Here is a 23,936-nt window from a genome sequence, read left to right on the forward strand (position 1 = left end):
AGGGCCGTCAGTCGAGGTCGAGCAACTTGGTCATCGCTGAATGCTAGCAGCGCGGCTTGACGGTGAGTTCCGCGTAGCCGGTGGCGGCGTCGAACTCGCGCGACAGCGTGCCGGCGGGCACGGATGCCACCAGCAGCTCGGCCGTCGTGCGCACCATGCAGCCAGCGCAGACATGGCCACCGAGCACGCGGCCCGAGGCGTCTGACACGCTGGCGTGCAGATGCGCGCCATCTGGCGACAGGCTGCCGCTGAGCGTCAGGACCTCCAGCGGCCCGGCGATGTGCGTGGGCCCAGGTTCACCGGCAAAGCGCAGCTGAGCTTGCGCGAGGCTGCCGATGCCCGCGACGACAAAGCCCGTGCGCCCGCCGGCCTCGAGCGCGCCGCGCAGGTCGTCGCCCGGGTTCAGGCGCAGCGCCTCCACGCTCACCAGCCCACCGCCGCGCCGTCGCGCCGCGGGTCACTGGCGGCCACATAGCCCTCGGCGCCCGGGTCGCCCAGCCGCCAGATGAACTGGCCGGCGCCGAAGTCCTGGTAACTGTCGTGGATGTCACCGATCTGGTGGCCGCGCGCACGCAGGCCCTCGATGGTGGCCGCGGGCATGTGGGCCTCGACGTTGATCGACAGGCCTTCGTTGAAGCGCCAGCGCGGGGCGTCGCAGGCGGCCTGCGGGTTCTGGCCGTAGCAGAGCATGCGCACCAGCGTCTGCATATGGCCCTGCGGCTGCATGTTGCCGCCCATGACGCCAAAGCTCATGACGGGCGCGCCGTCCTTGGTCAGGAAGGCCGGGATGATGGTGTGGAAGGGGCGCTTGCCCGGCGCGACCTGGTTGGGGTGGCCGGCCTCCAGCGTGAAGCCGTGACCACGGTTCTGCAGGCTGATGCCGTAGCCCGGCAGCACCACACCCGAGCCGAAGCCCATGTAGTTGCTCTGGATGAAGCTGACCATCATGCCGCTCTCGTCGGCAGCGGTCAGGTAGATGGTGCCGCCCTTGACGGGGTTGCCGGCACCGAAGGCCTGGGCGCGTTGTGGATCGATCAGCTTGGCGCGCTCGGCCAAATAGCCCGGGTCCAGCAACTGCTCCGGGCTGACGGTCATCGCACCCGGTTCGGCAACAAAGCGGTAGGCGTCGGCAAAGGCCAGCTTCATCGCCTCGATCATCAGATGCTGGGCCTCGGGGCTGTCGACCGCATGGGCCGTCACTCCGCAGTACTCCAGCAGCCCCAGCGCGATCTGCGCGGTGATGCCCTGGCCGTTGGGCGGGATCTCGTGCAGCGTGTGGCCGGCAAAGTCCTTGGCCAAGGGCGTGACCCATTCGGGTTGATAGGCGGCGAGGTCGGCCTCGGTCAGAGCGCCGCCGGTCTCGCGCGCGAAGCGGGCCAGCGCCTGCGCGATCTCGCCGCGATAGAAGGCCTCGCCGCGGGTTCCGGCGATCAGCTTCAGGCTGCGCGCCGCATCGGCAAAGCGGAACAGCTCGCCCACCGCGGGCGCGCGGCCCTGCGGCAGGAAGGCCTGCGCAAAGCCGGGCTGAGACGTGATCTCGCTCAAGGCCGCGGCCATGGCCCATTTGCCCTGCACGATGGGCGGCACGGCATAGCCACGCTCGGCAATCTCGATGGCGGGCTGCAATAGGTCGGCGAACGGCAGCTTGCCGAAGCGCTCGCTCAATGCGGCCCAGGCTCCCACCGCGCCGGGCACGGTGACCGAACCCCAGCCTCGCTTGGGCATGACCTGACCCTTGAAGAACCCAGGTGTCCACGCTGCGGGCGCAGGGCCCGACGCATTGAGCCCGTGCAGCCGCTGGCCGTCCCACAAGATGCAAAAGGCGTCGGAGCCCAGGCCGTTGCTGCAGGGCTCCAGCAGCGTCATGCAGGCCGCGGTGGCAATCGCCGCGTCCACCGCGTTGCCGCCCTGCCTCAGCATCTGCAGGCCGGCCTGGGCCGCGAGCGGATGCGAGGTCGAGACGATGTTGCGGGCAAACAGCGGGCTGCGCCGGCTCGGGTAGCCGGCGGTCCAGTCGAAGTGGGTGGCGGTATTCATGAGGGTTGATTCTGCGCGGTGTAAGGCTTTGCAAGGGAACTGGGCCTCGTCAACGCGGTGAGATGAGGCGTCGTTGTGGACACAAGCTTTCGCGAAGCCCCGAGCAAACCCAAACACCCTGGAGCACCCAAGATGAACACGCTGAAGACCACCATCGCTACTGCCCTCATCACGCTCGCCTCGGGCGTCGCCATGGCCCAGACCGCCGCACCGGCTGCAACCGCTACTACGACGGCTGCTCCTGCCACCGCAGCCGCCCCGGCCACCGCCGCCACGCCGGTCGTAAAGCCCGCAACGGCTGCCACGCCGGCGATGCCTGCCACCCCGGCCGTCGCAGCCGCACCGGCCGACGCTGCCAGCGCTGCCAAGCATGCCCACAAGGCGGCGAAGAAGCACGCGGCGGTCAAGACCGAAGCCAAGACCGAGACCAAGACGCAGTAAGCGCGAGAGCGCTCCGCGCAGGCCGCAGCTCCAAAAGGGTTGCGGCCTTTTTGTATTTCAGCCGCTGTCATTCGTGTTGACCCCTTGGCGGGCCGTTCGCTAGTTCGCGTCGCGACGTGGGCCCAGATACCAACCGAATCTGGTCATCTCATCCCAGTGCCGGCCCATTTTTTGGTAGTGCCCTCGCTGCATCGGCAAGAGGAAGCGCTTGGCAATCGCGTTGTCGATGGACGCTGCGACGGCGTTCATGAAGCCTTCGCGGCTGCCGTAGCGCTCTTCGGATCGACGGCATAGCGCACCGTGCCACGGAGCACTTCGTAGGTGCCCACGTCCCCGAAAGCTCTGCCGTCAGCCCATGGCTGACGATGCGTGACTTCCACAGAAACCACCTCGGCCTGCGCCGCTGTGGACGCGCTAAGGCACGCGAGCAAGACACGTCGCTTCAGCATACGGGTCCGGTACGGGCAGGCTTGCCTGCGAAAAAGAAAGCCGCGCGGCGGGCCGGCTCGGCGCCCGCCACGAAGACCACGGATCAGCGGATCGGCGCCACCTCGCGCAGCGCCTTCACCGCGCCAGCGCCGACCGCCGCGCCAAAGCGCTTGGCCAGCCGCTCGGCGACGTTGTCCTTGGGCGTGTAGTCGATGACGTCCTCGGCTTTGACGACCTCACGGGCCACGAAATCGAGATTGCCGTAGTGGTCCGCCAGGCCCATTGCCACGGCCTGCTCGCCGTTCCAGAACAGGCCCGAGAAGGTCTCCGGCGTTTCCTTCAGCCGCTTGCCACGGCCCTCGCGCACGACAGTGATGAACTGCTGGTGGATCTGATCGAGCATGGCCTGGGCAAAGGCGCGTTGCTTCGGTTGCAGCGGGCTGAACGGGTCCAGCATGCCCTTGTTCTCGCCGGCGGTCAGCAGGCGGCGCTCGATGCCGACCTTGTCCATCAGTCCGGTGAAGCCGAAGCCGTCCATCAGCACGCCGATGGAACCCACGATGGAGGCCTTGTCGACATAGATCTCGTCCGCCGCGGCGGCGATGTAGTAGGCGCCCGAGGCGCACATCTCCTCGACGACGGCGTAGACCGGCTTGTCGTAGCGCTTCTTCAGCCGCTTGATCTCGTCATAGACGATGCCCGCCTGCACCGGGCTGCCCCCGGGCGAGTTGATGCGCAGCACGACGGCCTGGGCCGCCTCGTCCTTGAAGGCGTCCCTCAGCGCGGCCAGCAGCAGTTCTGCGCTGGCCTCTGAGTCGGCCGCGATCTCGCCGCGCACCTCGACGAGTGCCGTGTGCGGCGCGGTCGTCGTGGACACATGCCTGCCCTGCTGCCAGAGGCTGTAGATCAGCAGCGCGGCAATCAACAGCCAGAACAGGCGGAACACCGTGCGCCAGCGCCGCTCCAGGCGCCGCTCGCGCAGGAAGTCGCGGGCCAGTTGTGCCAGCAACGTTTCGTTGTGCGGTGTGAGCGATGGGCTTGGCGAAGGCGGCACGCCGACAGGTTCTTCCATGGGCGGCGGCAGGGAGTCGTCGGAGGTGCTGCTCATATCAATCTTCAAAAGCGGGTTGGGTGTCGCGTGTCGGCTGCCAGTAGACCTCGCCGTCGCGCTCGGTGACTTCGATCTTCGTCAAGCGCCCGCGGTTGCAGGCGCCCATCACGCACTGGCCCGTAAGGGGCTCGTAGACGGCGCCATGGATGCTGCACATGATGAAGCGCTTGTCGCCGTCCAGGAACTCGCCTTCCTGCCAGTCCATCTCGGTGGGCACATGGGCGCAACGGTTCAGGTAGGCGACCGCCTGGCCATCGAAGCGCAGCGCGAAGGCGCGCACCGGCTCCCGCCACTGGATGACGTCGAAGCTGACCGCCTTGCCGCGCTCTTCCAGCTCGGCGGAGGCGCACAGACGCTGCGGCGGCTTGACGCTTGGCTCAGGCATTGGCGATCAGCCAGTCATGCAGCTCACGCGTCGAATGGGCGACGAACAGCGGCTTGAACTCGGCGAAGGTCTCGTGGTCGTGGGCGCCGAAGCTGACCGCCACGCAGGGCGCGCCGGCATTGGCCGCCAGCTGCAGATCGTGTGTCGTGTCGCCGATCATCAGCGTGCGATCGGGCTCCACACCGAACTCCTTCATCAGCTCGAGCAGCATTTGTGGATGCGGCTTGGAGCGCGTCTGGTCCGCCGTGCGCGTGGCGTCGAACAGATGGCCCAGTTCGCTGGACGCCAGCACGCGGTCCAGGCCCACGCGGTTCTTGCCGGTCGCGACGGCCAGCCAGTGGTGGCGGGCCTTCAGTTCTTCGAGCATGGCCAGGCTGCCCTCGAACAGGGACAGCTCGTGCTCGGAGGCGAGGTAGTGATGGCGGTAGCGCAGGCCCAGTTCGGGGTAGCGCTCCTCGGCCAGGCCGGGCACCGCATGCTCCAGCGCATCGCGCAGGCCCAGGCCGATGACGTAGCGGCAGTTTTCGAACGCGGGCTCAGGCAGGCCGATGTCCACAGCGGCGCGCTGGATGCAGCGGGCAATCAGCGCGGTGGAGTCGAACAGCGTGCCGTCCCAGTCGAAGGCGATCAGGTCAAAACGTTGAGGTCTCATGGGGTCGTCAGCTTGGCACAGTCGGGCGGCAGCGGTGCTTCCAGTGTCATCTCGGCACCTGTGGACGGATGGGTAACGCGGAGTTGTCGCGCATGCAGGAACATACGATCAAATTTGGCGGGCCCGCGCGCCAGCTCCCGGTTGCGCTCGAAGTCGCCGTACTTGGGATCGCCGACGATTGAATGGCCGGCCTGCTGCAGGTGGACGCGGATCTGGTGGGTGCGGCCGGTCTTGATGGTCACGTCCAGCAAGCTGAACTGTGGCGTTCGCTGGACAACCTTGACCAGGCTGATCGAACGCTTGGCCTCGGCTTCCTCCAGCTTGCCCGGCCTGACCCAACGCTCGCCGTCGCTACCGACAAACTTCACCAGCGGCACGTCGATGACCTTGAGCTTGGCCGGCCAGTCGCCCCAGACCAGGGCGGCGTAGGTCTTGCCCGTCTCGCGCTCGCGCAGCTGGTCCTGCAGCGCCACCAGCGCGCTGCGCTTCTTGGCGATCATCAGCAGGCCGGAGGTTTCCTTGTCCAGCCGGTGCACCAGTTCCAGGAACTTGGCCGTCGGCCGGGCACGGCGCAACTGTTCGATGACACCAAAGCTGACACCTGAGCCGCCGTGCACGGCCACGCCGGCCGGCTTGTCGATGACCAGCAGGTGCTCATCCTCGAAAACGACCGGAAATTCGCGCGCCGGCGCCTCGGGCTGGGCGGAGCGTTCCGGCAAGCGCACGGGCGGGATGCGCACCTCGTCGCCGATCTCCAGGCGCGTGTCGGCGTGGGCGCGCCCCTTGTTGACACGCACTTCGCCTGCGCGGATGACGCGGTAGACATGGGTTTTGGGCACGCCTTTGAGCTCGCGCAGCAGGAAGTTGTCCAGCCGCTGCCCGGCCGAGCCTTCATCCACCGTGACCCTGCGCACGGCGGGTGCCGTGGCAGGGGTTTGCGTGGTGTCGGGCGGCACTTGGCCTGCCCCTATAATCCTTTTCACCACGTTGCAGCCGTAAGTATTTGATTTGCTTGATTTTAGCGGCGGTAACGTGTGGCTGACGGGCGCAGGCCCGGCGGCCACAGGCGATGCAACGCGAACGGTGGTCGGCAGGTTTCCTCCCTGAGTGAGTGAACGGCCCACCGCCCGACGCGGCAGAGCGATGACACAAGAACCCGCGAGCCCCGCAGCCGACAAGCCCACGGCGCTCGCAGACAACAAGGTTTCCATGGCGACAGAACGCCAAGGCCCTCCGGCCTCAGCGAGCTGTCACCAGCGTCCAGCAGCCCACGCGGATGAGCATGCCCCTCCCCCCACACGCACCTCTGCGGCCCCGGCTTGATGCCGGTGTGGCCGCCCTGCCCCAGCCATTGGCTGGGCGGGTGCGCGCGGGAGCCGGCGGCTCGGCTCGCTTGAGTGCTGCTGCGGCGCACGCGCCAACGCCGACTGCGCGCTGACCCCCCGGTCAGTCGCGCTTTCGGTCCAGGGCGATTCCTTCCTCGGTTCTTCTCGTCGCCCGTGCATCTTGAGCTGCTCTCGGGCAGCGTGATGAACGTGCGCGTTTTGCGGCGGCCAATGAGCCGCCCGGCGCGCGAGGAGATGACATGAAACGCATGCTGATCAATGCGACGCAGCCGGAAGAGCGGCGCCTCGCAATCGTTGATGGCCAGAAACTGCTGGACTTCGAGACCGAAATCGAAGGCCGCGAGCAGCGCAAGGGCAACATCTACAAGGCCGTCGTGACGCGGGTCGAGCCCTCGCTCGAAGCCTGCTTCGTCGACTACGGCGAGGACCGCCACGGCTTCCTGCCGTTCAAGGAAATCTCGCGCCAGTTCTTCCGCGAAGGTACCGACGTCAAGAACGCGACCATCAAGGACGCGATCAAGGAAGGCCAGGAACTGCTGGTCCAGGTCGAGAAGGAAGAGCGCGGCAACAAGGGCGCGGCACTGACGACCTTCGTGTCGCTGGCCGGCCGCTACCTGGTGCTGATGCCCAACAACCCGCGCGGCGGTGGCGTGTCGCGCCGCATCGAGGGCGAGGACCGCGAGGAACTCAAGGAAAACCTCGACCAGCTCGAGTATCCCAAGGGCATGAGCCTCATCGCCCGCACCGCAGGCATCGGCCGCACCGCGCCCGAGCTGCAGTGGGACTTGAACTACATGCTCAAGCTCTGGACCGCGATCGACGACGCGGCCAAGGGCGGCAAGGGCGCCTACCTGATCTACCAGGAGTCGTCGCTCGTGATCCGCGCGATCCGCGACTACTTCACGCAGGACATCGGCGAGATCCTGATCGACACGGACGACCTGTTCGAGCAGGCCCACCAGTTCATGAACCACGTGATGCCCGACCAGGGCCATCGCGTGAAGCGCTACCGCGACGACGCACCGCTGTTCAGCCGCTTCCAGATCGAGCACCAGATCGAGACGGCCCACAGCCGCACGGTCAACCTGCCCTCGGGCGGCGCCATCGTCATCGACCATACCGAAGCGCTGGTCTCGGTCGACGTCAACTCGGCCCGCTCCACCCGCGGCACCGACATCGAGGAAACCGCGACCCGCACCAACCTCGAAGCGGCCGATGAGATCGCCCGCCAGATGCGCCTGCGCGACCTTGGCGGCCTGATCGTCGTCGACTTCATCGACATGGAGGAGAGCAAGAACCGCCGCGACGTGGAACAGCGCCTGCGCGACGCGCTGCGCAGCGACCGCGCCCGCGTTCAGTTCGCCTCCATCAGCAAGTTCGGCCTGCTCGAAATGAGCCGCCAGCGCCTGCGCCCGGCCCTGAGCGAAGGCAACCACATCACCTGCCCGCGCTGCAACGGCACCGGCCACATCCGCGACACCGAGTCCTCGGCGCTGCAGATCCTGCGCATGGTCCAGGAAGAGGCCCTGAAGGACAACACCGCCGCCGTGCACGTGCAGGTGCCGGTTGAGGTCACGTCCTTCCTGCTGAACGAGAAGCGCACCGAGATCACCAAGATCGAGCTGAAGCAGCGCGTGACCGTGCTGATGGTGCCCAACCGGCACCTTGAAACGCCGAACTACAAGCTCGAGCGCCTGCGCCACGACGATCCGCGCCTGGAGAATCTGCAGGCCAGCTACACGATGATCGAAGAGCCGACCGACGAGGTCGGCATCACGCGCCGCGGCGACATCGAGAAGAAGAACCGGCAGGAGCCGGTCATCAAGGGCATCCTGCCCGAGCAGCCCGCACCGATGCCGGCACCGGCCGTGATCGCCCCGCCGCCGCCGGCCCCGGCCCAGGTCATCGCGCCCCCGCCGCCCGCCCCGGCCGCCGAATCCAAGGGCTTCTTCAGCCGCCTGTTCAGCTTCTTCGGCGGTGGCGAAACCGCTGCGCCGGCTCCCGTGGTCGCTCCCCCGCCGCCGGCTCCGGCCGCCGGCACGACGGACAAGCCCAAGCGCGAAGGTGGCCGTGACGGCCGCGGCCGCGATGGTGGCCGCCGTGGTGAACGCGGCGAGCGTGGTGACCGTGGCGAGCGCGGACAAGGTGGTCAGGGTGGCCAGGGTGGCCGCCGTGACGGCAAGCCGCAGGAAGCGCGCGCGGACCGTGGCGATCGGGGTGATCGTCCCGAACGCGGCGACCGCAAGCCGCGTGGCGAAGGTGGCGACAAGCCGGAACAGCAGCAAGCGCGTCCCGAGCGCGCGGAACGCGCCGATCGCGGCGAACGTCCGGATCGCCAGGAACGTGGCGACCGTGGTGAACGTGGCGAGCGCCGCCCGCGCGGTGATCGCCCGGAGAAGGCGCCTGTCGAGGCCGCCCTGCCGTTGTCCGCACCGCTGACCGAGGAGCAGCAGGCCGCCATCCATGACGCGCCGCCCGCCTTCGTCGACAGCCAGGCCGAGTCCGGCCTGCCCCCGACCGGAGAGACGCCGGTGGGCGAGGAGCGCCCGGGCCGTGGCCGCCGCCGCCGCCGTGGTGGCCGCGACCGTGGTGACGAGCAAGGCGCACCGGTTGACGGCGAAGCCGCACAAGAAGGCGACGTTGAAGCTTCTGTCGCAGCCCCGGCCGAAGCCGCCGCCGCCGTGGCCACTGACGCAGCGCCCGCTGCCGAGGGCGACGACGCTGGCGATGGCCAGGGCCGCGAACGCAGCCGCCGTGGTGGCCGCAATCGCAACCGCAACCGCCGCGAGGAAGGCGCTGTCGATGGCCAGGAAGCCGTTGCGGGTGACGACGGCGCTGTCGTCGCAGCCGCTCCCGAGGCCGCCGCCCCGGCCCAGGGCTCGCTGATCGAGAACGCGATGGCCGGCGTCCACGCGCCAGTCCAGACGGCGTTCCAGGCACCGGCGCCTGCGCCGGTGGTCGCCGCTCCGGCACCCGCGCCGGTGGTGGCTCCGCCGCCGCCGGCCCCGGCTCCGGTCGTCGAAGCTTTCAAGCTGCCGCTCAGTGACCTGCACGCCGTTGCCGAAAGCGCCGGCCTGAGCTGGGTCAACTCCGACGCCGACAAGATCGCCGCCGTCCAGGCTGCCATCGCTGCCGAGCCGGCACCGGCGCCGCTGGGCCGCGAGCCGGCGGCAGTCGTCGTCGCCGACGAGGGCCCGCTGGTGCTCGTCGAGACCCGCAAGGACCTGAGCCAGGTGAAGCTGCCGTTTGAGGCCTGACAAGGCCTGACCACCCGTCCTGACGTCCCCCTGAACGCCGCCGGCCACAAGCCGCGCGGCGTTTTCTGTTGCCCCAACCCAAAGGCTTCCATGACGACCACTTCAGCCGCCGCCACAGCGGCCAAGATGCCGCCGCAAATCCCCTACATCATCGGCAACGAGGGATGCGAGCGCTTCAGCTTCTACGGCATGCGCAACATCCTGACGGTGTTCATGATGACCAGCCTGCTGCTGGCCATTCCCGAAGAGCACCGCCGCGCCGAGGCCAAGGAGGTGTTCCACACTTTCGTGATCGGCGTCTACTTCTTTCCGCTGCTGGGCGGCTGGCTGGCCGACCGCTTCTTCGGCAAGTACCCGACGATCTTCTGGTTGAGCCTCGTCTACTGCGCCGGCCACGCCTGCCTGGCCGTCTTCGAGAACAACATCCGCGGCTTCTACTTCGGCCTGTTCCTGATCTCGCTGGGCTCGGGCGGCATCAAGCCGCTGGTGAGCAGCTTCGTCGGCGACCAGTTCGACAAGAGCAACCGCTCGATGGCGCAGAAGGTCTATGACGCCTTCTACTGGATCATCAATTTCGGCAGCTTCTTCGCGTCGCTGCTGATGCCCATCGTGCTGAAGAGCTACGGCGCCAGCGTCGCCTTCGGGCTGCCGGGCGTGCTGATGGCCCTGGCGACGCTGATCCTGTGGAGCGGCCGCAAGAAGTACATCCACCAACCGGCACGCGGCGCCAACCCGCACAACTTCCTGAAGGTGGTGTGGACGGCGCTCAAGGGCGGCGGGCTGGGCATGGCCATCGCGGCGGTGGGATTCCTGCTGGCGGCGTACAGCCTGAGCCAGATGGCCAGCTTGGGGCTGGTGGCGGCTATCTGCCTGGCGCTGGTGCTGGTGATGGGTTTCGGCGGTGTCGGCGCGTCGCTGCAACTCGACCGCGCGCGCGGCATCCATCCCGACGAAGCCGTGGACGGCGTGCGCGCCGTGCTGCGCGTGCTGGTGTTGTTTGCGCTGGTCACGCCGTTCTGGTCGCTGTTCGACCAGAAGGCCTCGACCTGGGTGCTGCAGGCGGACCAGATGGCCAAGCCCGAGTGGTTCCAGTCGTCCATGATGCAGGCGCTGAACCCGGCGCTGGTGATGATCCTCATCCCCTTCAACAACCTGGTGCTCTACCCGGCGCTCGAGCGCATGGGCCTGAAGGTGACGGCGCTGCGCCGCATGGGCTTCGGCATCGCGCTGGCCGGTGCGGCATGGATCGTCGCCGGCGTGCTGCAGCTGTGGCTGGACGAGGGCTCGACAGTCAGCATCGTCTGGCAGATCCTGCCCTATGCGCTGCTGACGCTGGGCGAGGTGCTGGTCTCGGCCACGGGGCTGGAGTTCGCCTACAGCCAGGCGCCGCTGGACATGAAGGGCACCATCATGAGCTTCTGGAGCCTGTCGGTGACGGTGGGCAACCTGTGGGTGCTGCTGTCCAACGTCAGCGTCAAGAGCCCGGGCGCCCTGGCCGCCATCAAATCCAGCGGCTACAGCGAGACGGCCTGCCTGATGTTCTTCTTTGCTGGCTTCGCGCTGGTGGCTGCGGCACTGTTCGCACTAGTGGCGCGGCGCTACCCGATGCAGGACAACTACCGCGCGTGACGTTCGACGGGTGGCGCGAACGACATCGTGGGTGATGCCGCTGCCTGCTGCCGCGAGGCGACCGACGCCTAGTTGTCGCTCGGCAGCGTGATGCCCTTCAGCAGCTGCCGCATGGATTGGTCGACATCAAGGCTGCGCACCCGCTGCTTGCGGCCTCCGGAGGCGAGTTCCCTGATGAACGCCAGCAAAGTCTCGACGTCATAAGGCTTGGGCAGGAAGACGTCGTAATCCCCAAACGACTTCTGGACGACCTCCTCATTGGTTCCGCTGATGAACAAGAAGGGGATGTCGGCCCAATTGGAGTTCTGGCGGATCGCCGTCCCGAGTTCACCGCCGTTCATGTGGGGCATCATGAAATCGGAGACGATCACCGCAGGCCGCTCACCACTGAGGGTCTGAAGCGCATCACGCCCGTTGGAGGCGGATGTCACGCGGTAGCCGTTCGCTTCGAGGATGAGCTGCAGAATTTCCGCGGCCCCGTACTCGTCCTCCACGATCAGAATGAGCTGCATATGCAGTGGCTCCTGTCCCCGTTGTCCTCGCATCGAGGCGATCAATCTCGCAACGAGATGACTGTCGCTTCGCCATGTTGCCCTCTCAACTTCCGTACGACCAATTGCCGGGACGCCCTCGCGTCCGGTGGCGCCTCGAGTGCCAGTACGTTGTCGAACAAGGCAGCCAACCCTGGGGCAAGCGGCGTGCCGCTGGCCACGCTGATCTCCGCCGGGTCCAGGGTGAACAGGGCGGTGACGGCTCGCCGACGCAGCTCCATAAGCAGTCGCGCCAGGAAGCGATAGCCTCGATCCTGGAACGCGCGGGTGTCGGCAAGAGCCGCGAGGCTGTCCAACACCAGGCGCCTGGCCTTCGCCTCGTCCACCAGACGCAGGATTTTGTGGCCCATCTCGTCCAGCGACTCATCTGACTGCCCGAGAGTCTCCACGCGGAGCCCACCGCCGAGCATCGCGGCCTCGAGACCAATGTGGAAACGACCGGCCAGATGGCGGGCACCGGACTGCGTCTCGGGAGCCCCGATCAAGAGAAGTCCAGGTTCCTCAGGGGTGGATGCAGCGGCGAAGCGGTAACCCATGAGGGTCTTGCCAGCGCCACTTTCTCCGACGACGAGCGAAATGCTCCCCTTCAACACCCCTCGCGCGCTCAAAGCGGCGTCGATTTGGGGAGTTCCCATCGAGACACTTGGCCCGTCGGCGAGTTCGCCGTCAAGGAAGGGCATGCTTTCCAGCCGCGGGAAAAATCTCAACCCTTCGTCTGTGATGCAGAAGGAGTGCTGTCCGCGCACCACCCCGCTGCCGCGGAATTTCCTGACTTGGACGACACGTTCTGCTCTGCCCTTGAACAGTTGATCCTCGAACGAGAAGATGCCATCGACCATCGTCTGTTCGGCGCTGAGCGCGTTGCCGCGACCGGTGGTCAAGACCAGGCAAGTGCAGGTCATCGCCGAGACCAGGCTCTGCAGCTCATGGACGAACTGGCGAACGCTCTCGTCGATGCCCGTCGCACTGAGAACCAGCCCGTCGACGACGAGCAAGGTAGCACCGCTGCGGGCAAGTTCACTGCGCAGAAGGCTGAGCACCCCCTTGAGGCCCTCGGTTTCCAGTTCTCGATAACCGCTCACGTAGAACACGGAAGCGTTGACCGCCGCCTTCCGAAAGAAGGTCTGGTTGCTCATGTGCTGCACCATCCGTGCATGCGATTCGGCAAGCATGGTCACGTAGAGCGTCTTGTGGCCGGCAGTGGCCTGGTTGTATGCGATCTGGTTGGCGAGCGTCGTCTTGCCAACGCCGGGCGGACCTTCGAGGATGTAGACCCCGCCCTCGAACAAGCCGCCGCACAGGATGTCGTCCAAACCTGGAACGGTCGATGGAAACCTATTCATGAGATGTGCCTGATATCAGAAAAGTGATGCACGAGCTGGCCCGTTGGCAGGACACCGCCGAAAGCCACTCCCCGCTGTCCATTTCTTGAAATTCTAGGAAAGATCGAAGCATCGTCGAACTGAAGGTGACCGTCTCGCCGTGCCGTCAAGTTGCACGAGGCGGTGCTCGGGCATTCGGGAGTACGCCGATTTCGCTGAGCGGGTTCCAGCTCAACTCACCGTGAGAGCTGCACACCGGACGTCGAACAGCGCATGGTTGAAATTGCCCACATTTCCGAAGCCAGCGGCATCTGCAGAGCTATACGATGCCGCCCGGTTGCCTCATCGGGCGGCATTTTTCAACTCTCGGCCGCACGATGAACGACACGCCTCCCCACCGTCCCTACGTCGATCCAACGACGGGTGGCGCGCCTACCGCGGCACGGCCCGCTTCAGCGCCGGCCGCCTGGCAGCAGGCCTCGCACCGCCCGCGATCACCGGGCGCTGCCCCACGCCGCCGCGTTCACGTCAATGACGGGCCGAAGACGGGTTATTTCAAGAGCCACTGGCGCGGTGAGCAGACTCTGGTGCGCAGCTACTGGCTCAACAACTTCCTCGTCGCCACGCCGCTCGCTTTCTTGCTGACGGGGCTGATGAGCTGGATCAGCGTCAAGGGTGACTCGCTGCAGATCAGCGCTATCGCCACGCTCGTCGGCTTCCCGCTGCTGCTGGCGCTGGACGCCTGGTGCATCGTCGGCGCCTGGCGCTCGGCCACGGCCTATCTGCGCGACCATGGCTCGGTGCTGTGGGGCTGGCTGGCACGCATCACGCTGGTGCTGGGCGCGCTGCAACTGATCATCTCGGTGCTATTCGGCCTGCTGCCCAACCTGGGCGAGTTCTGGCAGATGGCGCGCGGCATCGACCCCATCGGCCAGGCCAAGTTCAGCTTCTCGGCCGATGGCCGCAGCCTGCGCCTGGACGGCGTCATCGGCATGGGCGACGGCGAGCGCCTGCGCGCCCTGCTGGGCAGCGAGGCCGCCCGCGACCTCAAGCGCGTGGAGCTGTCATCGCCCGGCGGCCGCGTGCGCGAAGCCGAGCGCATGGCCAGCGCAATGAAGGCACACCGCCACGAGGCCCGTGCCGTGGGCACCTGTGCGAGCGCCTGCACGCTGGTGTTCCTGGCGGGCAGCCCGCGCCAGCTGGCACCTGAGGGGCAACTCGGCTTTCATCGCGCCTCCACCGGCACCTACAACCCGGTCTTCGAGGAACTGGCCAACCAGCAACTGGCCAAGACCTACCGTGAACTGGGTCTGCCGGAAACCATGATCGACACGACGTTGCGCACCTCGTCGCGCAGCATGTGGTTCGTGCCGCGCGAGGAGCTGCATGCCCACGCGCTGATTGCGCCGTCGCCGCGCACGCTGGCCGTGCCGCTGCCGCCCGCCGATGCCAGTTTGGCCGACTTTGACGACGCGCTGCGCATGCATCCCGTCTGGGAGGCGCTGGAGCGGCGCACCGAGGGCACCATCGCCACGGTGGCCCAGCGCATGTGGGCAGCGCGCTCGGCGGGCGCGGCGGACGAGGACGTGCAGGCCGCCGCCCTGGCGCCGCTGGCGCGTCTGATGCCGGCCCTCATCAACGGCACGGACGCCGTGCTGCGGCGGCGTTATGTGCAGATCGTCGGCGAGCAACTCAAGGCCCTGCGCACGCCGCCACAACCCGGAGCGCGGCCCGCCTGCCGGGACCTGCTCGACGGCCGCCTGGGCGCCCGCCAGCAACTGCCGCTGGCTGCCCAGGTCAGCGAGGCCCAGTGGCTGCTGGAGGTTGCCAACAGCGCGCCGCCACGCTGGCTGCCCAAGCCACCGAGTGCCATCGAGATGGAGGTGCTGGACCGCTCCGTCGGCAGCGCCGCCTTGGGCATGCTGGGGCGGCTGTGGGCCGATGCGCCCGCCGGCGCCGGCGCGCCCTCCTGCGAGCCCGTCATCGCCATGCTTGAGCGCCTGCCCGCCCAGCCACCGGCACGCCGGCAGTTGGCAGAGCGGCTGCTGTTCCAGGGCCGGATCTAGGGCCGAAGCGGTGGCGCAAGCTGCTGCCGGGCCAGCGCCAGGGTTAAGTCTGGTCTCCGCAGCGCCCAGTGCGGGCACCGGCGTGGCAGCCTATGCTGTTCCGACGGGCCCCCAGCCAGGCAGCTTCACGTAGTAGCGGGTCGAACGGCCGGCACCCGCTCGCACGAGCAAGCCAAGCGCTTCCAGGCCAATGAGTTCGCGCGATGCGCTTGCTCGTGAAGTGCCCGTGATGCCCTCGTACTTCTTGGTGCTCATGCCGCCCTCGAATCCGTTCGGCCCGGCGTCAAGAAGCAGGTTCACGGCCTTGCGTTGTCGTTCGTTCAGGTCCTTGTTGCTGTGGTCCATCCAGAACCGTGCCTTGGCCAACGTGTCGTCGATGGACTTGGACGCTTCCTCACAGGAAACCTGAACCTGCTGAATGAACCAGCACACCCAGTCGGTCACGTCCAGTCCACCGTGTTGGGCTCGCGCCAACTGATCGTAGTAGTCGTTCCGCCGGTCCAAAAGGCGTTGCGATGTCCTGATGAGGCGGCTGGCGTCGCCGCTGTCTCTGGCGAGGACGAGGTCAACCCAAATCCGCCCGACCCGGCCATTGCCGTCTTCGAAGGGGTGGATGGTCTCGAACCACAGATGGGTCAGGGCGGTCCGAACCAGGGTATCGGCCTCGACGCTCGCGTTGAACCACTGAAGCAGTTGATCCATCTCTTCGAAAATGCGGGCAGAGCGAGGCGCCTCGTAGTGCACGCGCTCTCGTCCGACCCGCCCACTGACGATCTGCATGGGTTCGACATGCTCGCGGTACCCGCCGACCCGAATCTTCATCATCCCGGAGTAGCCGGTCGGAAAGAGGGCAGCCTGCCAAGCGTGCAGGCGCTCATGCGTCACCTCATCGGCGCAGCGCGTCAGAGCGTCATCCATGATGTCCAGCAGACCTTCGACATTGCGCGGGGCGTTGGGGCCGTCCTGTTTTCCGACGCCCAGGCGCCGTGCCACCGAACTGCGCACGGCAGCCAAGTCCAGGCGTTCACCTTCGATGGCGGCCGTTGCTACGGCCTCCTGGCTCCAGGCTTCGGCGGCCAGTTCCAACCTCTGCTCAAACCCGAGGGCGGCGAGCTTGCCTTCAACCATCCCCTGGGCACGCCGGGCGCTGGAAAGTGCTGCGCCGACCCGGACCGAGTCATAGCGAAGTGCGGGCCAGCACTTCTGCTGCCAGATGAAGGTGGGTTCCGCAGTCATGGGGCGAGATGAGGCAATTGCGCGATCATACGACTCTGATTGTGAGTCGATTATCGCCCGCAATCGACTCACAGTCGCAGCAGAGCCTGCAGCTGGTCGTCGCTCTTATCTGACGTCCGCATGCTCGCGGGCTACTCCGTGACGACGGCGACAGCCGCAATCGGTTCGATTTGTCACGCCACGCGGCGCTCGACGACGACGAAGGCGACGGCGTAGTCCTGCTCGTCGCTGACGGTGACATGCGCGCTCAAGCCGCGCTCGGCGAACCAGGTGGCCAGCGCGCCATGCAGCGCAATCTCGGGTTTGCCGCTGGGCGCCTTGACGACCTCCATCGCGCGCCACGTCATGGGCATGCGCATTCCCATGCCGATGGCCTTGGAGAAGGCCTCCTTGGCGGCAAAGCGCGTTGCCAGATAGGCCTCGCCGCGCGCAGCCACCTTGGCGTGGCGCTCGCGATAAACGGCCAGCTCATGCGGGCCGAGCACCTTCTCGGCAAAGCGCTCGCCGCGCCGCGCGAGGGTCTCGCGGATGCGGCGGATGTCACAGAGGTCGGTGCCGATGCCGTAGATCATGCTGTCGCAATCGCGCGCAGATAGGCGCGCACCGCCTCGGCATAGCCCAGCTCCAGCGCGTCGGCGATCAGGGCGTGGCCGATGGACACCTCCTGCACGCCGGGCACTGCGCTCAAAAAGGCGGTCAGGTTGTCGCGATTCAGGTCATGGCCGGCGTTGATGCCGAGACCCGCCTGCAACGCCGCCTGGGCCGTGGCCGTGAAGCCAGCGAGCACTTTCGCCTGCCGTTCCGTGCCGAAGGCGCTGGCGAAGGTCTCGGTGTAGAGCTCGATGCGCTCGGCACCCAGCTCGGCGACGGCCGCCATGGCAGATGGATCCGGATCCATGAAGAGGCTGACGCGCACGCCAAGATCCCGGCACTCCTGGATCAGCGGCTTGAGCCGCTCGGCATCCTGCGGCAACGTCCAGCCGTGGTCGGAGGTGAACTGCTCTTCCGAGTCAGGCACGAAGGTGACCTGGTGCGGCCGGTGGCGGCGCACGAAGTCCATCAGGTTCTGCGTCGGGTTGCCTTCGATGTTGAACTCGGCGTGGGGCCAGTCCTTCAGGAAGACCGCGAGGTCGTCGACATCGCCCGGGCGGATGTGGCGCTCGTCGGGCCGGGGATGCACGGTGATGCCGTGGGCGCCAGCCAGCAGGCACTGCTCGGCCGCGCGCAGCACGCTGGGAATGCCCAGGTGGCGGGTGTTGCGCAGCAGCGCGACCTTGTTGACGTTGACCGACAGGGCGCAGTGGGCACCGGGCTGTGCGAAAGGATTCATTTGTCGAGCAGGTTCTGCACGTCGAGCATCAACGCCCGCGTCCGCAGCGGCTGGTGGCCAAGATGGTAGTTGAGCAGGCCGCGCAGCGTCGTCTTCAGGCCCGTCTTCTTGTCCTGAGGCTCGGCGGCGCAGGCCTGGCGAAGCGCAGCCATGCTGCCGTGCAGCAGCGCGGCCTGCAGCTGGATGAGCAAGCTGCCGGGCAGGTTGGCGTCGCCACTGGGCGGGATCACGCCGGACTCTGGCGAGAGCTGGTAGCGGCGCTCGGGCGCTATCGCCGCCTGCGTGGTCGTGACGACGCTGAGGTCCGGCAGCAGGCCCAGTTCCAGCAGCAGCTTCAGCTCGAAGGCGCGCAGCGCAGCGTCGCCCTCGGGCAGCGCGGCCAGCGTGTCGGCATAGGCGTCGAAGAGCCGCGCGTGCGGGTCATGGCGGGCGAGCAGCTTCATCAGCAGCTCGTTCAGGTAGTAGCCGGAGAACAGCGCCGCACCGGCCGGCATCGTCGCGCCGCCGCCCCATTCCGCCGTGCGCAGCGTCTGCACCTCGCCGCCTTCCGCCTTGGCGGGTTTGCTGAGGCTGACGGAGATGCGTTGAAGTGGCAGCAGCACCGCGCGCAACTGCGAGTAGGGCCTTTTCGCGCCCTTGGCCGCGACGGCGACGCGGCCGGACTCGCGTGTGAACAGGTCCAGGATGAGGCTGGACTCGCTCCAGTCATGCTGGTGCAGCACGAAGGCCTGCTGGACCGCCGGCGGGCGCGTCAGCCGCATCGTGTCACTCGTAGCCGTACGACCGCAGATGCTCTTCCGTGTCCGCCCAGCCCGAGCGCACCTTGACCCACAGCTCCAGGAACACGCGGCCATCCATCAGGTGCTCCAGCTCCTGGCGCGACTCGGAGCCGATGCGCTTCAGGCGCTCGCCGCCCTGGCCGATGATCATGCCCTTGTGGGCGTCGCGCTCGACGACGATGCTGGCGCTGATGCGGCGCAGCTCGCCCTCCTCTTCCCACTTGTCGATGATGACGGTGGAGGTGTAGGGCAGCTCGTCGCCGGTCAGGCGGAAGAGCTTCTCGCGGATGATTTCGCTGGCGAGGAATTTCTCGCTGCGGTCGGTCAGCGCGTCCTCGGCATAGAACCAGCCCTGCTCCGGCAGATAGGGCTTGAGGATCTTGAAGAGGCGCGTGACGTCGGACTCCTTCTTGGCCGACAGCGGCACGAACTCCGTGAAGTTGCGGCGCTCCTGCATGCCCTTAAGCCAGGGCGCCAGTTCGGCGCGGCGGTGCACGGCATCCAGCTTGTTGGCGATCAGCACGACCGGCTTGTCCTCGGGCAGCAGGCCCAGCACCTTCGCGTCATCCAGGCCGAAGCGGCCGGCCTCGACGACAAAGAGCACCAGGTCCACGTCGGCCAGCACGCCGTGCACCGTGCGGTTGAGCGTGCGGTTGAGCGCGGCGTTGTGCTTGGTCTGGAAGCCGGGCGTATCGACGAAGACGAACTGGGCTTCCTCGACCGTGCGCACGCCGGTGATGCGGTGGCGCGTCGTCTGCGCCTTGTCGGAGGTGATGCTGACCTTCTGGCCGACAAGGGCGTTCAGCAGCGTGGACTTGCCGACGTTGGGGCGGCCGACGATGGCGATGAGGCCACAGCGCTGGGCGGGGCCGTCAGCGGCGACAGCTCCAGGAGAGACGGCGGGAGGAACTGCGTCGGTGGTCATGGATGGCCTTTGTTAGGCGGTGTGTCTGCTTGCAAACGGTCCAGCAGGCGGCGGGCGGCCTCCTGCTCGGCGGTGCGGCGTGATCGGCCTTCGCCCAGTTCAGCCACGTCGAGGGCCGGCACGGCGCATTCGACCTCGAAGGTCTGCGCATGGGCCTGGCCGCGGGTGGCGACGATACGGTAGCTCGGCACGGCGATGCGGCGCGCCTGCAGCCATTCCTGCAATGCGGTCTTGGCGTCCTTGCCGAAGTCGCCGGAGCCGGCGGCCGTGTCTATGGTCTCGGCAAGCAGCCGGCGCACGATGGACAAGGCCGCGTCGTAGCCGGCGTCGATGTAAGCGGCGCCCAGCACGGCCTCGACGGCGTCGGCCAGGATGGACGGCCGCTGCGCGCCGCCGCCACGGGCTTCGCCGTCGGACATTTTCAACACGGCCGGCAGGCCAAGGGCCAGACCGAGCTTGTGCAGGCTGTCCTCACGCACGAGGTGGGCGCGCACGCGGGTCAGGTCGCCTTCGTCGGAGCCGGCGTAGCGCTCGTAGAGCAGGCTGGAGACGGCCAAGCTGAGCACGGCGTCGCCGAGGAATTCCAGGCGCTCGTTGTGGTCCGCGCCGTAGCTGCGGTGGGTCAGCGCGCGCGCCAGCAGTTCAGTCCGCTGAAAGCGGTGGCCGAGGCGGTGTTGAAGGGCGTCGAGGGCAGCGGCGTTCATCGTTGGGGCGCCGGCGGCAACTCAGTCAACCTGACTTGCCCCGGTACTTGATCAGCAGGAAGACCGGCCCGAAGACTTCGACCTCCTTGTCCCAGCCGAACTCGATGACGACCTTGTCGTTGTTGTCCTTGCTGACGACGAGGTCGCTGCTCTTGATGCTCTGGATGGAGTATTCGACCTGCGTGGACTTGTCGAATTCCTGGCGCACCTGAGGCACCGTCGACGGGTTGCCGGCGGCGATGCGGTTGACGATACGTTTGACCGTGTAGTACTCCAGCACGGTCGGGAAGACTTTCATCCCGACGACAGCCGTGACGGCGACGATGGCGCCCCAGAACAGCAGCCCGATCAGGGACAGGCCACGCTGGCGGCGAGGGGAGGACGACATCGAACGGCTAAAGCGGCTCATCTGGGCATCAATCGAAGAAGGTACCGATGCGCTTGAGGTTACCGAAATTCATCCAGACCATGAAGGCCCTGCCGACGATGTTCTCGTCCGGCACGAACCCCCAGAAGCGCGAGTCACGCGAGTTGTCGCGGTTGTCGCCCAGCATGTAGTAGTGGCCTGCAGGCACCTTGCAGGTGACGCCCTCGATGGTGTAGCGGCAGTTTTCCTGGAACGGGAAGGGGCCGTTGGCGCGGTCGGGGCGGAAGAAGCGCTGGGCTTCCGGCTGGACGAGGATCTGATGCTCGCGCTCGCCCAGCTTCTCCAGGAAACGCTGGCGGTAGACACGGGCGTCGTCGTCGTAGAAGTTGCCCTGAGGCTGCAAAGGTGCCGCCTGGCCGTTGATGTAGAGCTTCTGGTTGATGTAGCTCACCTCGTCGCCGGGGATGGCAGCGACGCGCTTGATGAAGTCGGTGCTCGGGTCTTCGGGGTAGCGGAAGACCATCACGTCGCCACGCTTGACGTCTTTGTTGGCGATGATCTTCTTGTTCAGCACCGGCAGGCGCACGCCGTAGTGGAACTTGTTGACGAGGATGAGGTCGCCGACGAGCAAGGTCGGCACCATCGAGCCCGACGGGATCTTGAAGGGCTCGAACAGGAAGCTGCGCAGCAGGAAGACGACGAGGATGACCGGGAAGAGACCGGCGGTCCAGTCCAGCCACCAGGGCTGCTGCAGGATCTGCTGGCGGGCGGGCTCGATGTCGCCGTCCACGCGGTTGATGCCCTGTGTGGCCAGGGCCGATCGGCGCTTGGCATCGCCATCGACCAGCGTCTGCGCCGCCCTGTTGCGCGCCGGCGCAAAGTAGAAACGCTCGGCCAGCCAGTACAGCATGGTCACCGAGGTCAGCACGAACAGCAGCAGCGCGAAATTGCCGGTCCACCGGCCGACGTACCAGCCGCCGAGATAGGCCACCAGGGCGGCGTACAAGATACCGGTCAGAGCGCTCATCAGGGAGGTTTTCAAGGCGGAGGTGCTGGGGGGAGGAAGCAGGTCAGTCGTCGACCTGCAGGATGGCGAGGAAGGCTTCTTGAGGCACTTCGACGGAGCCGATCTGCTTCATGCGCTTCTTGCCGGCCTTCTGTTTTTCGAGCAGCTTGCGCTTGCGGCTGATGTCGCCACCGTAGCATTTTGCCAGCACGTTCTTGCGCAGCGCCTTGATGTTCTCGCGGGCGATGATGTTGCCGCCGATGGCCGCCTGGATGGCCACGTCATACATCTGGCGCGGGATGTGTTCGCGCATCTTGGCCGCCACGCCGCGGCCACGGAACTGGCTCTGCACGCGGTGGACGATGATGGACAGCGCGTCGACCCGGTCGCCGTTGATCAGGATGTCGACCTTCACCACGTCCGACGCGCGGTACTCCTTGAACTCATAGTCCATCGAGGCATAGCCGCGCGACACGCTCTTGAGCTTGTCGAAGAAGTCCAGCACGATCTCGGCCAGCGGCATCTCGTAGGTCAGCATGACCTGCTTGCCGTGGTAGGACATGTTCAGCTGGTTGCCGCGCTTCTGGTTGGCCAGCGTCATGACCGGGCCGACGTAGTCTTGCGGCATGTACAGGTGCACGGTGACGATGGGCTCGCGGATCTCCTGGATCTGGCCCACCTCGGGCATCTTGCTCGGGTTCTCGACCAGGATCACCGAGCCATCGCCCTGCACCACTTCGTAGACCACGCTGGGCGCGGTCGTGATCAGGTCCTGGTCGAACTCACGCTCCAGGCGCTCCTGCACGATCTCCATGTGCAGCAGACCCAGGAAGCCGCAGCGGAAGCCGAAGCCCAGCGCCTGCGACACCTCGGGCTCGTAGCGTAGCGAGGAGTCGTTGAGCTTGAGCTTCTCAAGCGCGTCGCGCAGCTGGTCGTACTCGCTGGCCTCGGTCGGGTACAGGCCCGCAAACACCTGGGGCTGGATTTCCTTGAAGCCAGGCAGCGCCTCTTCGGCGGGGCCGAGGTTGTTGGGCAGCTTCTTTTCGAGCGTGATGGTGTCGCCGACCTTGGCGGCCTGCAACTCCTTGATGCCGGCGATGATGAAACCCACCTCGCCGGCATTGAGTTCCTGGCGCGCTTCCGACTTCGGCGAGAACACGCCCAGGTTGTCTGCCGGGTAGACGGCGTTGGAGGCCATCATGCGGATGCGCTCGCCTTTCTTGAGCGTGCCGTCGACCACGCGCACCAGCATCACCACGCCGACATAGTTGTCGAACCAGCTGTCGATGATCATCGCGCGCAGCGGCGCCTCGACCACGCCGTTGGGCGGAGGCATGCGGGCGATCACCGCCTCGATGATCTCGTCGATGCCCATGCCGGTCTTGGCGCTGCAGGGGATGGCGTCGTCGGCGTCGATGCCGATCACGTCCTCGATCTCGGCGCGCGCGTTTTCCGGGTCTGCGTTCGGCAGGTCCATCTTGTTGAGCACCGGCACCACCGTCACGCCGAGGTCCAGCGCCGTGTAGCAGTTGGCCACCGTCTGCGCTTCGACGCCTTGCGAGGCATCGACGACGAGCAGCGCACCTTCGCAGGCCGACAGCGAGCGGCTGACTTCATACGAGAAGTCCACATGGCCCGGCGTGTCGATCAAATTCAGGTTGTAGACCTGGCCGTCCTTGGCCTTGTACTGGAGGGCGGCGGTCTGCGCCTTGATCGTGATGCCACGCTCGCGCTCGATGTCCATCGAGTCCAGCACCTGCGCTTCCATCTCCCGGTCGCTGAGTCCGCCACAGCGTTGAATGATGCGGTCGGCCAACGTGCTCTTGCCGTGGTCGATGTGGGCAATGATGGAGAAGTTGCGGATGTGGTTCATGGAGTCTTGTTCTGCGCTGCCGGACGTCGGTCACAAGGGCGGGAGCTCTTGCAGCGCAAGCTCATTCGCGTAGGCGATATGAAGGCGCAAAGCGCCGTGCTGAGGCTAAAAAAAAGGCACGTCGAAGAGGCGACGTGCCTTCCAACAAAGGTTTGGCAACTGCTTGTTGGGACTTCATTGTAGCCAAAAGGGTCGGCCGACAAGCCGCACCAGCATTGGTTTTCCGCCCGTTGCAGGCCGCCAACAAGGATTTTTAACCACAGGTTATCCACAAGTTCTTGTGGATGGCCTGTGGATCAAATCCAAGCGTTGCCGACAGCCTACGATTGCATTGCCAGACACCGCTTTCGGGCGGCGTCAACGTCGCATTTTAGCGGCCAGCGCAAACAATCCCACTCAAAGCGCAAAAGTTAGCCGGCGCCAACTTCCGCAACCGGTGGACAACCTTGGTCACGCCAGGCCCGGCGCTTGCCGCATCGCGGAAAGCCCG

At 66.6% G+C, this 23,936-nt stretch carries 22 protein-coding genes; 4 read left to right on the forward strand and 18 right to left on the reverse strand.

Features of this window, described 5'->3' with window-relative positions; all coding sequences use genetic code 11:
* Nucleotides 1-43: 43 nt before the first annotated feature.
* Complete coding sequence (locus AC0IZJ_RS07555; RefSeq protein WP_471848241.1) at nt 44-427, reverse strand: PPC domain-containing DNA-binding protein; 384 nt, start codon at nt 425-427, stop codon at nt 44-46.
* Nucleotides 424-2,037, reverse strand: a complete 1,614-nt coding sequence (locus tag AC0IZJ_RS07560; protein WP_471848243.1) for a gamma-glutamyltransferase family protein — start codon at nt 2,035-2,037, stop codon at nt 424-426. Before AC0IZJ_RS07560 ends, AC0IZJ_RS07555 begins: the two co-directional genes overlap by 4 nt.
* A gap of 132 nt (nt 2,038-2,169) precedes the next feature.
* Between AC0IZJ_RS07560 and AC0IZJ_RS07565 the strand changes: the two genes are divergently transcribed.
* On the forward strand, nt 2,170-2,478 hold the full coding sequence (locus tag AC0IZJ_RS07565; protein WP_471848244.1) for a hypothetical protein: 309 nt from the start codon (nt 2,170-2,172) through the stop codon (nt 2,476-2,478).
* Nucleotides 2,479-2,577: 99 nt separating this feature from the next.
* Here the strand turns inward: AC0IZJ_RS07565 and AC0IZJ_RS07570 are convergent, their stop codons facing one another.
* The 5 genes from AC0IZJ_RS07570 to AC0IZJ_RS07590 form a co-directional block, all read right to left on the reverse strand.
* Nucleotides 2,578-2,727: a hypothetical protein gene (locus AC0IZJ_RS07570; protein ID WP_471848245.1), complete on the reverse strand. Its 150-nt coding sequence runs from the start codon at nt 2,725-2,727 to the stop codon at nt 2,578-2,580.
* Nucleotides 2,728-3,010: 283 nt separating this feature from the next.
* Nucleotides 3,011-4,015, reverse strand: a complete 1,005-nt coding sequence (locus AC0IZJ_RS07575; RefSeq protein ID WP_471848247.1) for a S49 family peptidase — start codon at nt 4,013-4,015, stop codon at nt 3,011-3,013.
* 1 nt (nt 4,016) lies between these two features.
* Nucleotides 4,017-4,403, reverse strand: coding sequence for a Rieske (2Fe-2S) protein (locus AC0IZJ_RS07580; RefSeq protein WP_471848249.1), 387 nt, complete (start codon nt 4,401-4,403; stop codon nt 4,017-4,019).
* On the reverse strand, nt 4,396-5,055 hold the full coding sequence (locus AC0IZJ_RS07585) for an HAD family hydrolase (RefSeq protein WP_471848251.1): 660 nt from the start codon (nt 5,053-5,055) through the stop codon (nt 4,396-4,398). The genes AC0IZJ_RS07580 and AC0IZJ_RS07585 overlap by 8 nt, the downstream gene beginning before the upstream one ends.
* The gene (locus tag AC0IZJ_RS07590; protein WP_471848253.1) at nt 5,052-6,038 is read right to left on the reverse strand and encodes an RluA family pseudouridine synthase; all 987 of its coding nucleotides are present in this window, start codon (nt 6,036-6,038) and stop codon (nt 5,052-5,054) included. The genes AC0IZJ_RS07585 and AC0IZJ_RS07590 overlap by 4 nt, the downstream gene beginning before the upstream one ends.
* 602 nt (nt 6,039-6,640) lie before the next feature.
* On the opposite strand from AC0IZJ_RS07590, the gene AC0IZJ_RS07595 reads away from it, so the two are divergent.
* Both AC0IZJ_RS07595 and AC0IZJ_RS07600 read left to right on the forward strand, forming a co-directional pair.
* Entirely contained in the window at nt 6,641-9,658 is a 3,018-nt protein-coding gene (locus AC0IZJ_RS07595; RefSeq protein WP_471848255.1) for an Rne/Rng family ribonuclease, read from the forward strand.
* Between the two features lie 90 nt (nt 9,659-9,748).
* Nucleotides 9,749-11,287, forward strand: coding sequence for a POT-type proton-dependent oligopeptide transporter (locus tag AC0IZJ_RS07600; RefSeq protein WP_471848257.1), 1,539 nt, complete (start codon nt 9,749-9,751; stop codon nt 11,285-11,287).
* A gap of 68 nt (nt 11,288-11,355) precedes the next feature.
* On the opposite strand, the gene AC0IZJ_RS07605 is transcribed toward AC0IZJ_RS07600, so the two are convergent.
* Both AC0IZJ_RS07605 and AC0IZJ_RS07610 read right to left on the reverse strand, forming a co-directional pair.
* Nucleotides 11,356-11,799, reverse strand: coding sequence for a response regulator (locus tag AC0IZJ_RS07605; protein WP_471848259.1), 444 nt, complete (start codon nt 11,797-11,799; stop codon nt 11,356-11,358).
* A gap of 41 nt (nt 11,800-11,840) precedes the next feature.
* Nucleotides 11,841-13,181: an RAD55 family ATPase gene (locus tag AC0IZJ_RS07610; RefSeq protein WP_471848260.1), complete on the reverse strand. Its 1,341-nt coding sequence runs from the start codon at nt 13,179-13,181 to the stop codon at nt 11,841-11,843.
* 356 nt (nt 13,182-13,537) lie between these two features.
* Here AC0IZJ_RS07610 and AC0IZJ_RS07615 point away from each other — a divergent pair, with 356 nt between their 5' ends.
* The gene (locus AC0IZJ_RS07615; protein ID WP_471848262.1) at nt 13,538-15,226 is read left to right on the forward strand and encodes a COG3904 family protein; all 1,689 of its coding nucleotides are present in this window, start codon (nt 13,538-13,540) and stop codon (nt 15,224-15,226) included.
* 90 nt (nt 15,227-15,316) lie between these two features.
* On the opposite strand, the gene AC0IZJ_RS07620 is transcribed toward AC0IZJ_RS07615, so the two are convergent.
* From AC0IZJ_RS07620 to lepA, 9 genes are all read right to left on the reverse strand, one after another.
* The gene (locus AC0IZJ_RS07620) at nt 15,317-16,462 is read right to left on the reverse strand and encodes a Fic family protein (RefSeq protein ID WP_471848264.1); all 1,146 of its coding nucleotides are present in this window, start codon (nt 16,460-16,462) and stop codon (nt 15,317-15,319) included.
* A 173-nt stretch (nt 16,463-16,635) separates the two neighbouring features.
* On the reverse strand, nt 16,636-17,034 hold the full coding sequence (acpS, locus tag AC0IZJ_RS07625) for a holo-ACP synthase (protein WP_471848266.1): 399 nt from the start codon (nt 17,032-17,034) through the stop codon (nt 16,636-16,638).
* Entirely contained in the window at nt 17,031-17,792 is a 762-nt protein-coding gene (locus AC0IZJ_RS07630) for a pyridoxine 5'-phosphate synthase (protein ID WP_471848268.1), read from the reverse strand. Before AC0IZJ_RS07630 ends, acpS begins: the two co-directional genes overlap by 4 nt.
* Complete coding sequence (gene recO, locus AC0IZJ_RS07635) at nt 17,789-18,553, reverse strand: DNA repair protein RecO (RefSeq protein WP_471848269.1); 765 nt, start codon at nt 18,551-18,553, stop codon at nt 17,789-17,791. The genes AC0IZJ_RS07630 and recO overlap by 4 nt, the downstream gene beginning before the upstream one ends.
* 4 nt (nt 18,554-18,557) lie before the next feature.
* Nucleotides 18,558-19,496: a GTPase Era gene (gene era / locus AC0IZJ_RS07640; protein ID WP_471848271.1), complete on the reverse strand. Its 939-nt coding sequence runs from the start codon at nt 19,494-19,496 to the stop codon at nt 18,558-18,560.
* Nucleotides 19,493-20,200, reverse strand: a complete 708-nt coding sequence (rnc, locus tag AC0IZJ_RS07645; protein ID WP_471848273.1) for a ribonuclease III — start codon at nt 20,198-20,200, stop codon at nt 19,493-19,495. Before rnc ends, era begins: the two co-directional genes overlap by 4 nt.
* 25 nt (nt 20,201-20,225) lie before the next feature.
* Nucleotides 20,226-20,588: a DUF4845 domain-containing protein gene (locus AC0IZJ_RS07650; protein ID WP_471848275.1), complete on the reverse strand. Its 363-nt coding sequence runs from the start codon at nt 20,586-20,588 to the stop codon at nt 20,226-20,228.
* Between the two features lie 28 nt (nt 20,589-20,616).
* A complete protein-coding gene (gene lepB, locus AC0IZJ_RS07655; protein ID WP_471848277.1) occupies nt 20,617-21,594 on the reverse strand; it encodes a signal peptidase I in 978 nt (325 codons plus the stop codon).
* Between the two features lie 43 nt (nt 21,595-21,637).
* Nucleotides 21,638-23,446: a translation elongation factor 4 gene (gene lepA / locus AC0IZJ_RS07660; RefSeq protein ID WP_471848279.1), complete on the reverse strand. Its 1,809-nt coding sequence runs from the start codon at nt 23,444-23,446 to the stop codon at nt 21,638-21,640.
* Nucleotides 23,447-23,936 lie beyond the last annotated feature (490 nt).

The sequence above is a fragment of the Roseateles sp. AC306 genome, assembly GCF_979253795.1.

Coding starts and splice junctions, on each gene's coding strand:
- AC0IZJ_RS07560 (WP_471848243.1), bottom strand. CDS start 2,037: ATGAATACCGCCACCCACTTCGACTGGACCGCCGGCTACCCGAGCCGG.
- AC0IZJ_RS07565 (WP_471848244.1), top strand. CDS start 2,170: ATGAACACGCTGAAGACCACCATCGCTACTGCCCTCATCACGCTCGCC.
- AC0IZJ_RS07570 (WP_471848245.1), bottom strand. CDS start 2,727: ATGAACGCCGTCGCAGCGTCCATCGACAACGCGATTGCCAAGCGCTTC.
- AC0IZJ_RS07575 (WP_471848247.1), bottom strand. CDS start 4,015: ATGAGCAGCACCTCCGACGACTCCCTGCCGCCGCCCATGGAAGAACCT.
- AC0IZJ_RS07580 (WP_471848249.1), bottom strand. CDS start 4,403: ATGCCTGAGCCAAGCGTCAAGCCGCCGCAGCGTCTGTGCGCCTCCGCC.
- AC0IZJ_RS07585 (WP_471848251.1), bottom strand. CDS start 5,055: ATGAGACCTCAACGTTTTGACCTGATCGCCTTCGACTGGGACGGCACG.
- AC0IZJ_RS07595 (WP_471848255.1), top strand. CDS start 6,641: ATGAAACGCATGCTGATCAATGCGACGCAGCCGGAAGAGCGGCGCCTC.
- AC0IZJ_RS07600 (WP_471848257.1), top strand. CDS start 9,749: ATGACGACCACTTCAGCCGCCGCCACAGCGGCCAAGATGCCGCCGCAA.
- AC0IZJ_RS07605 (WP_471848259.1), bottom strand. CDS start 11,799: ATGCAGCTCATTCTGATCGTGGAGGACGAGTACGGGGCCGCGGAAATT.
- AC0IZJ_RS07610 (WP_471848260.1), bottom strand. CDS start 13,181: ATGAATAGGTTTCCATCGACCGTTCCAGGTTTGGACGACATCCTGTGC.
- AC0IZJ_RS07615 (WP_471848262.1), top strand. CDS start 13,538: ATGAACGACACGCCTCCCCACCGTCCCTACGTCGATCCAACGACGGGT.
- AC0IZJ_RS07620 (WP_471848264.1), bottom strand. CDS start 16,462: ATGACTGCGGAACCCACCTTCATCTGGCAGCAGAAGTGCTGGCCCGCA.
- acpS (WP_471848266.1), bottom strand. CDS start 17,034: ATGATCTACGGCATCGGCACCGACCTCTGTGACATCCGCCGCATCCGC.
- AC0IZJ_RS07630 (WP_471848268.1), bottom strand. CDS start 17,792: ATGAATCCTTTCGCACAGCCCGGTGCCCACTGCGCCCTGTCGGTCAAC.
- recO (WP_471848269.1), bottom strand. CDS start 18,553: ATGCGGCTGACGCGCCCGCCGGCGGTCCAGCAGGCCTTCGTGCTGCAC.
- era (WP_471848271.1), bottom strand. CDS start 19,496: ATGACCACCGACGCAGTTCCTCCCGCCGTCTCTCCTGGAGCTGTCGCC.
- rnc (WP_471848273.1), bottom strand. CDS start 20,200: ATGAACGCCGCTGCCCTCGACGCCCTTCAACACCGCCTCGGCCACCGC.
- AC0IZJ_RS07650 (WP_471848275.1), bottom strand. CDS start 20,588: ATGTCGTCCTCCCCTCGCCGCCAGCGTGGCCTGTCCCTGATCGGGCTG.
- lepB (WP_471848277.1), bottom strand. CDS start 21,594: ATGAGCGCTCTGACCGGTATCTTGTACGCCGCCCTGGTGGCCTATCTC.
- lepA (WP_471848279.1), bottom strand. CDS start 23,446: ATGAACCACATCCGCAACTTCTCCATCATTGCCCACATCGACCACGGC.